The 7,194-nt window shown below is 41.0% G+C and carries 5 protein-coding genes and 1 pseudogene; 4 read left to right on the top strand and 2 right to left on the bottom strand.

Annotated elements, in window-relative coordinates:
* Window positions 1-42: 42 nt before the first annotated feature.
* Window positions 43-831 carry a DUF4178 domain-containing protein gene (locus tag RTN07_RS09585; protein ID WP_227716886.1) on the bottom strand — a complete coding sequence of 263 codons (789 nt, stop codon included), beginning with the start codon at window positions 829-831 and terminating at the stop codon, window positions 43-45.
* 117 nt (window positions 832-948) lie between these two features.
* A protein-coding gene (locus RTN07_RS09580) for an IS3 family transposase (RefSeq protein WP_312177701.1) occupies window positions 949-2,114 on the bottom strand; the annotation gives its coding sequence in 2 pieces (ribosomal slippage) (window positions 949-1,841 and window positions 1,841-2,114; 1,167 coding nt in all).
* Between the two features lie 287 nt (window positions 2,115-2,401).
* Between RTN07_RS09580 and RTN07_RS09575 the strand changes: the two genes are divergently transcribed.
* The 4 genes and pseudogenes from RTN07_RS09575 to RTN07_RS09560 all read left to right on the top strand — a co-directional run.
* Entirely contained in the window at window positions 2,402-3,250 is an 849-nt protein-coding gene (locus RTN07_RS09575; protein ID WP_227716884.1) for a ParA family protein, read from the top strand.
* Entirely contained in the window at window positions 3,243-4,169 is a 927-nt protein-coding gene (locus RTN07_RS09570) for a ParB/RepB/Spo0J family partition protein (RefSeq protein WP_203172810.1), read from the top strand. The genes RTN07_RS09575 and RTN07_RS09570 overlap by 8 nt, the downstream gene beginning before the upstream one ends.
* 112 nt (window positions 4,170-4,281) lie before the next feature.
* On the top strand, window positions 4,282-5,265 hold the full coding sequence (locus RTN07_RS09565) for a PDDEXK nuclease domain-containing protein (protein ID WP_312177698.1): 984 nt from the start codon (window positions 4,282-4,284) through the stop codon (window positions 5,263-5,265).
* 329 nt (window positions 5,266-5,594) lie between these two features.
* Window positions 5,595-7,025, top strand: a pseudogene (locus RTN07_RS09560) (type I restriction enzyme endonuclease domain-containing protein); the annotation flags it as partial.
* Window positions 7,026-7,194: the final 169 nt, after the last annotated feature.

The raw sequence follows: 7,194 nt of genomic DNA, 5'->3' as shown, positions 1-7,194 counted from the left end.
TCGCTCTAGCCTTTGCTTATCATTGGCTGAAGCTTTGAATGTTCAACAGAACCTAATAGTGGTGTGTGAAAATTCACTGACTTCTGCCAAATCCGATTCAATAATCCTTGCTTTTGCCCCAAGCGGTAGCGAGGTGGGGAACGCTTGCATCATGGCATGGGTTTGCAGCACTTCAGCAGTATTGCCTGTCAATGCAATTTCAGTGTGGCAACTTGGACACAACAAAAATTGAGTTGCTCCCACCACATAAGGCACAGGGCTAGCGCAATTAGGGCAGTTTAATGAATGAATTTGGCTAGTGGGTTTAGTGTTATCACTTATACTCAAATCGCTTAAACTTGACGCTTGGGCATCGCCTATTGCCACATTTTGATTGATTTGGTGACTGTCTTTTAGCAACTGCATCGATAAATCGGATAAAGCAACTGCTTGCCCAGCTGACACATACGGTAACCCTGCGATCCCTGTTTTGGTGTAGTCAAGGGTGATTAACTGTTGCTTAGAACGGGCGTCTATCGTCCAGGTTTGCCAACCTTTACCAACCACCATTGGCAATTCACCTTCCCCGGCAATGGCAGTTGCTTCACGGCGGTCAGTCACCACATAGCTGATACCATTATAGACAAAGGATTGATTGACCGTCAGTTGATTGTAACTGGGTAGCGATTGTTTGCCTTGGTCAAAACTGATGCTATATAAGCCTAATGCTTCGGACAACCAACTGTTACGCCCGTCAGCAAATTGCAGATACCATTCATTCCAAATACCGTCACTATAGGCAAATTGCACACGACCCACGACCGCAAAGTTCACTTGCCCATAATTTCCGATACTTCCGATTTGCAGGGGTGGATAATCTTCGACAGTAAAGGATTGTTTACCTTGTGCTGTGACGGTATCGCCTTGACGCAGTACCGTAAGGTACTCCCCAATGTCTAGACCAAATAATCACGAAATTAAGATAGAATTGGGTTGATAAAGCACAGGATTAACCGAACTATTGTTATCTAAATAAACCTGTGCAGGGGTATGGTAATCAAGCGACTGATGCAACCGCTCATAATTGTAAAACTCAAAATAGTCTTTCAAACCAACTCTGGCTTGGCTAACGGTATCAAACTGGCGTAAATACACACACTCATATTTCACTGACCGCCAAAGCCTTTCCACAAAGATATTGTCCAACGCCCTGCCACGACCGTCCATGCTCACAGCAATGCCCGAATCAATGAGCGGCGTGGTAAATCTTGGACTGGTAAACTGCGAGCCTTGATCCGTATTAAAAATCTCACAGCGTAACCCATTGTGCAGTAGTTTACCCACCGTATCAATGCAGAAATCTGCCTCAAGCGTGGTGGATAGCGACCAACCTAAAACATAACGGCTGTACCAATCAATCACCGCCATCAAATACACAAACCCTTTAGACAGGCGAATGTATGTGATATCGGTACTCCACACTTGGTTGCATCGTGTAATGGGTACATTCCTAAGCAAATACGGGTAAACTTGATGCTCGGGATTCGGCTTACTTGTGTTAGGATACTGATAGATGGCATCTAGCCCCATTTGCCGTAATAGTCTGCGTACTCGCTTGTGATTGACACAGTAGCCTAATTGTCTCAAATACGCTGTCATGCGTTTGACCGCATAAAATGGGGTTTTGGTATATTGCTCGTCAAGTAGGTTCATCAAGGTGATATCAAGCTTACTGATGGGCTTTGGCTGATAATACAGGCTTGAGCGGTTAATACCGAGCAGTTCGCATTGTTTACGGGTACTAAAGTCCTTGCTGTCAGTTTCTAGCAGTTGTTTACGAGAATCTAAGCGAGCTGTGAGGACTTTTTTTTAAGCCAGTCTCTCTCGCTGATGACTTGCCCAAGCTGCCGATACAGTTCATCGATAATGGCTTGCTGGGCTTGTTCGTTGTCTTGCTGCTTGGTGCTAAAGGCAGTGGGTATGACAGCCAAAGCTTGCTTTTTCCAGTTGCTGATTTGGGTTGCATGAACACCGTATTCAGCAGTCAGCTCATTGATCGTCTTTTGCTCTTTAATTGCTTCAACAGCAACTTTGCTTTTAAATTCAGCATTATGACGTTTACGAACTTTTGTCATTAGATAGACCTCTTTTCTAAAGGTTATTCTATCTTATTTACTACAATTTTTTGGTCTAGTTTTTGGGGAGTATTATAGTTAAACTCAATGGTTATGGTTATGGTTATGTATATGTAAAATGTTATAGCCTAACATAGGTCAAATATGCCCGATAGCTTACCAATTCATCTTTTTAATTTTTCAATTAGCATCTCAACTATCTACACTTTTTTATGTAAGCAAAGTCCTAATACTGTTGATTATAAGCTATAATACCATGCACACTTTTTAATGGTATCGTACACAAAATGATAAAAAAGCAGACTAAAATTATCGCTGTTGCCAATCACAAAGGTGGCTGTGGTAAGACCACTACAGTGGTCAACCTGGCAGCAGAACTGGCAAAGCTTGAACTATCTGTCCTAGTCATTGACCTTGACCCTCAAGCTAATGCAAGTCTACATATTGGCAAAGACCACCCTAGCGAAGTCAGCGTCACCATCGCTGAACTATTACTATCGGAAGCTGAAAAACTTCCTCTAGCTATTCATGAGGATACTAATATAGAGGGGGTATCACTTATCTATGGATCATTAGCGCTAGGTGCTGCAGAAGATAAATTGAAAGAAGAAGCGCCACGTCCTTCAGAGGAATTAAGAGACAAAATATCTCCGTTAATAGGTTTATATGATGTTATTCTTATTGACTGTCCACCTAGTTTGAAACTATTGACCAGTAATGCCTTAGCTGCGGCAACCGATTTAATTATACCGATTGAATCGGGTTCTCAGTACGGAATGTATGGCGTAACTGATTTGGTTAAACACCTTCAAAAAATTTATCGTATTAACCCTAAACTTAATTTATTAGGCGCATTGCTGATACGCCATGATGAACGCCAAACGGTTTGCAAGCTCATCGAAAGTTCAGCCAGAGAGCAGCTTGGAAAACTGATTCCTATTAAAATTCCTACTAGTACCAAAATTAATCAGGCTGCTATGGCCCAAACCAGTATCCAAAGAATTGACCGTACCTCCAAGGTCGCTCGTGAATTTAGAAAATTTGCATTATGGGTGGTGAATGAATTAAATCTACCCATTCATAAAGATAATCAAGAAGATTTAGTCATTGGAAATAATGAGGCTGATGATGAGTAAAGATATCAAAGCATTGTTAGCCCAGAAGTTAGCTGAGAACAGCGCAAAGCATCTTAATGCAAATCAGTCAGCTCATTTAGAGTTGGGCAATGAACTAAAAAAGTTACCGCTAAATAAAGTACGTCCTAACCGTTTTCAGCCCCGTACTGTATTTGATGAAAAAGAAATTGCTAGTTTGGCTGAATCTATTAAAGAGATGGGGCTTTTACAGCCGGTTACAGTTCGAGAGATCGATGAAGGAAACTACGAGCTAATCGCTGGTGAACGCCGATTTAAAGCGCATGAGTTACTGGGCAAAACTCATATCGATGCAATTGTGACCCAAGCAGATGATAGTGAAATTGCCATTTTAGCATTAGCAGAAAATGCGAGTCGAGAAGATCTTTGCGATTTTGAAATTGGTAAAGCACTGCGTAGTATCGAATCGTTATTTCCAAATAAGTCTCGTTTAGCAGAAGCCGTTGGTATTGATCGCAAAGAGATGTATCGATATTTCGCTTACCGCGATTTACCAGCAAGTTTTTTAGAAAAGGTTGAACGCAATCCTAAATTGCTCTCTCGCTCGGCAGCCTATGATATCAAGCAAGTTATTAATGAACTACAACTATCAGAACAACAAACAACAGAAATCTTATCCCATGTCTGGGATATGTTAGAGCTTGGTAAGCTCGAACAAGGAAAAATTGCAGAATTTATTAGGCAACAAAGCTTAAAGTTAAGCCAAGATATTTTAACACCCGCTATTGCTGCACCTTTAGATATAAAACCAATCATTTCTAATGGTAAACCGATTGGAAAATTTCATCACAAAGGCAAAAAGTATGTGGTCGAAATCAATGCCAAAGACTTAGACCAACAACAACGCACTGAGATTGAGCAATTTATCGAAATGTTAATGACAAAAAATGTGTCATCTTAAACTTTCTATCCAAAAAAGAAAAACTGTGGCAATTTGCCACACTTTTTAACTAATCATGAAAAATCGAAACTGTGGCAATTTGCCACACTTTCCAAACAAGAGAAAATTATCAATGTCTTTAACCGAGCAAACCAGCGAACAGAGCTACCAAGACTGGCTCAATCAGCTCAAAACACAGATTCGCTCATCTCAACAACGAGCTATACTTGCGGTTAATCAAGAACTGGTGCTGTTATATTGGCAAATCGGACAAAACATCCTACAACGTCAAGACCAACAAGGTTGGGGTGCAAAAGTTATTGACAGACTATCCAAAGACCTATCCACCGAATTCCCAGAAATCAAAGGTTTTTCTACTCGCAACCTAAAATATATGCGTAAGTTTGCCGAAGCATGGCAAGATAAGCAAATAGTGCAGCAGGCTGTTGCACTATTACCATGGGGTCATAATCTTGTACTATTGGATAAATTTTCTGACAATGAAACAAGACTATGGTACGCCCAAAAAGCCATTGAACATGGTTGGTCACGCAATGTCTTAGTCCATCAAATAGAAAGCGGTCTGCTAGAACGCACAGGACAAGCCGTCAATAATTTTTCGCAAACATTGCCCAAGATACATTCAGATTTGGCGACCCAAACTTTCAAAGATCCTTATATTTTTGACTTTCTCAGCTTAGGCGAAGCCTATCATGAACGAGAATTAGAAACCGCTTTAACCCAGCATATTATGGCATTTTTACTCGAGTTAGGGACAGGTTTTGCGTTTGTTGGCAAACAGCGGCATATTGAAGTTGGTGGTGACGATTTTTATATCGATTTGCTTTTCTATCATCTGCAACTTCGCTGTTACGTTGTCATCGAATTAAAAACTGGCGATTTTAAACCTGAGCATATCGGGCAACTCAATTTCTACGTGACTGCAGTCGATAGGCAACTCAAAACCCAACATGACACACCAACAATAGGCTTGTTACTTTGTAAAAGTCGTAACGAAGTCGTGGTTGAATATGCACTCAATCAAAACCCCCAGCCGATTGGCGTTGCAGTTTATCAATTAGAAAAAATGTTGAATGAGTTAGAATTAGACAAATAAAACTGTGGCAAATTGCCACACTTTCCCAAAACTTAAAAAACAGAAACGGATGTTCCTATGAGCGAAATCTACGAATCTGACATCGAACAAATAGCTATCGAACAACTCCAAGACATCGGCTATCGCCACGTTTAAGGCGTCGATATCGAACCCTACGGCATAAAACCGCTACGAGCCTATAGCCAAGTTTTGCTCCAAGACAATGTCCTGCAAGCTATCGCTACCATCAACCCACAACTTACCCCAGAACAATGACTTGAAGCCTATTAGCGTATCAGCCAAAATAACCAACTCACCACACCCAATAATGTCAGCAATAATTTAGCCTTATGTCAATGGTGTTCTACACAGGCAAAATCGTGCTTGCCATGAATAACCCAACCGTGGTTATATTGACCGACCGTAACGACTTAGACGACTAGCTTTTTACTACATTCTCGGCATCGGTTGAATTGCTTAGGCAATCTCCAAAACAAGCCGGAGATCGAGAGCAGCTCAAAGAACTACTTAAAGTCAATTCTGGCGGTTTCATTTTTACCACCATTCAAAAATTCCAGCCAGAAGACGGTAGCAATGTCTATGACACGCTGTCCGAACGCCATAATATCATCGTCATCGCCGACGAAGCGCACCGCTCGCAATATGGCTTTGCCGCCAAAGAAGTCGATGTCAAAAACGATGCTGGCGACGTGACGGGCAAACGCACGGTTTATGGTTTTGCCAAATATTTGCGTGATGCCTTGCCCAATGCCACTTATCTAGGCTTTACAGGCACACCGATTGAAAAAAACGATATCAACACCCCAGCGGTGTTTAGTGATTATGTTGATATTTACGACATCTCCCAAGTCGTTGAAGATGGGGCAACGGTGCGGATTTTCTATGAATCACGGCTTGCCAAAGTGGCGATTAGTGACGAAGGCAAAAAATTGATAGCCGACTTTGATGAAGAATTTAACGAAGACGAACTCACCGCCACCCAACAAGCACGAGCCAAATGGGTCAAAGCCGAAGCCTTAATCGGTAGCCATGACCGTATCCAAGCGGTTAAAGCACGTTTGGTCAAATTCAATGAACCGACGACCAATTCTGCAGGTATCGGCAACAGCGAATTGGAAACTAGAGTTAAACAGACCATTGACCAGGCCTTAGTGAGTGAAAAGGTCGTCGATATCTTTGATGCCGCTGGTATTCAAAAACCCGACATCTCTATCTTATCTGATGAATTCATGGAAGAAATGCGAGATTATGAACACAAAAACATTGCTCTAGAAACTCTTAAAAAACTACTGAATGATGAAATAAAAGTGCGAGAGCAACACAGCGTTACCCAAGGCAAAAAACTCATGGACATGCTCAACAACGCTATCAAAGGCTACCAAAACAAAGTCTTAACTGCAGCTGAAGTAATTGAAGAGCTTATTAAGTTAGCCAAAGAAATCAAGGAATCCGATAGTTTGGCTAATGAGCTGAAACTGACTGACTTTGAATATGCGTTTTGCTCTGCGGTTGCCGAAAATGACAGTGCCAAAGAACTCATGGGTAAAGATAAACTGCGAGAACTCGCCATTGTTTTAACATCAACCATTCGTAATAACATAAGTGTTGATTGGACAATCAAAGAATCTGCTAGAGCCAAAATTCGTACTGTAGTCAAAAGATTACTAAGAAAATATGGCTATCCGCCTGATATGGAGCTTTTAGCTACAGAACTCGTATTACATCAAGCAGAGGTAATTGCTGATCAATTAGTTAGCTAAAAAAGCTCTATATTTTATTTACTGTTTTTGATAAAAAAATAAGACGACGTTTCATTACCTCACTATTTTAATGAGAAAAGTAGGTTTTTAATGTTTTTAAATACTTTTAATAGTTTTTAAATAAGCCGCAAGTCGCCTACACCAAGGCTTATATAAGATATTAGACGAC

The organism is Moraxella sp. CTOTU46934 (assembly GCF_031979465.1).
GTDB classification, from domain to species: domain Bacteria; phylum Pseudomonadota; class Gammaproteobacteria; order Pseudomonadales; family Moraxellaceae; genus Faucicola; species Faucicola tetraodonis.
Note: the sequence above shows the minus strand (reverse complement) of the source record. Positions and strands in the feature narration are given on the sequence as shown.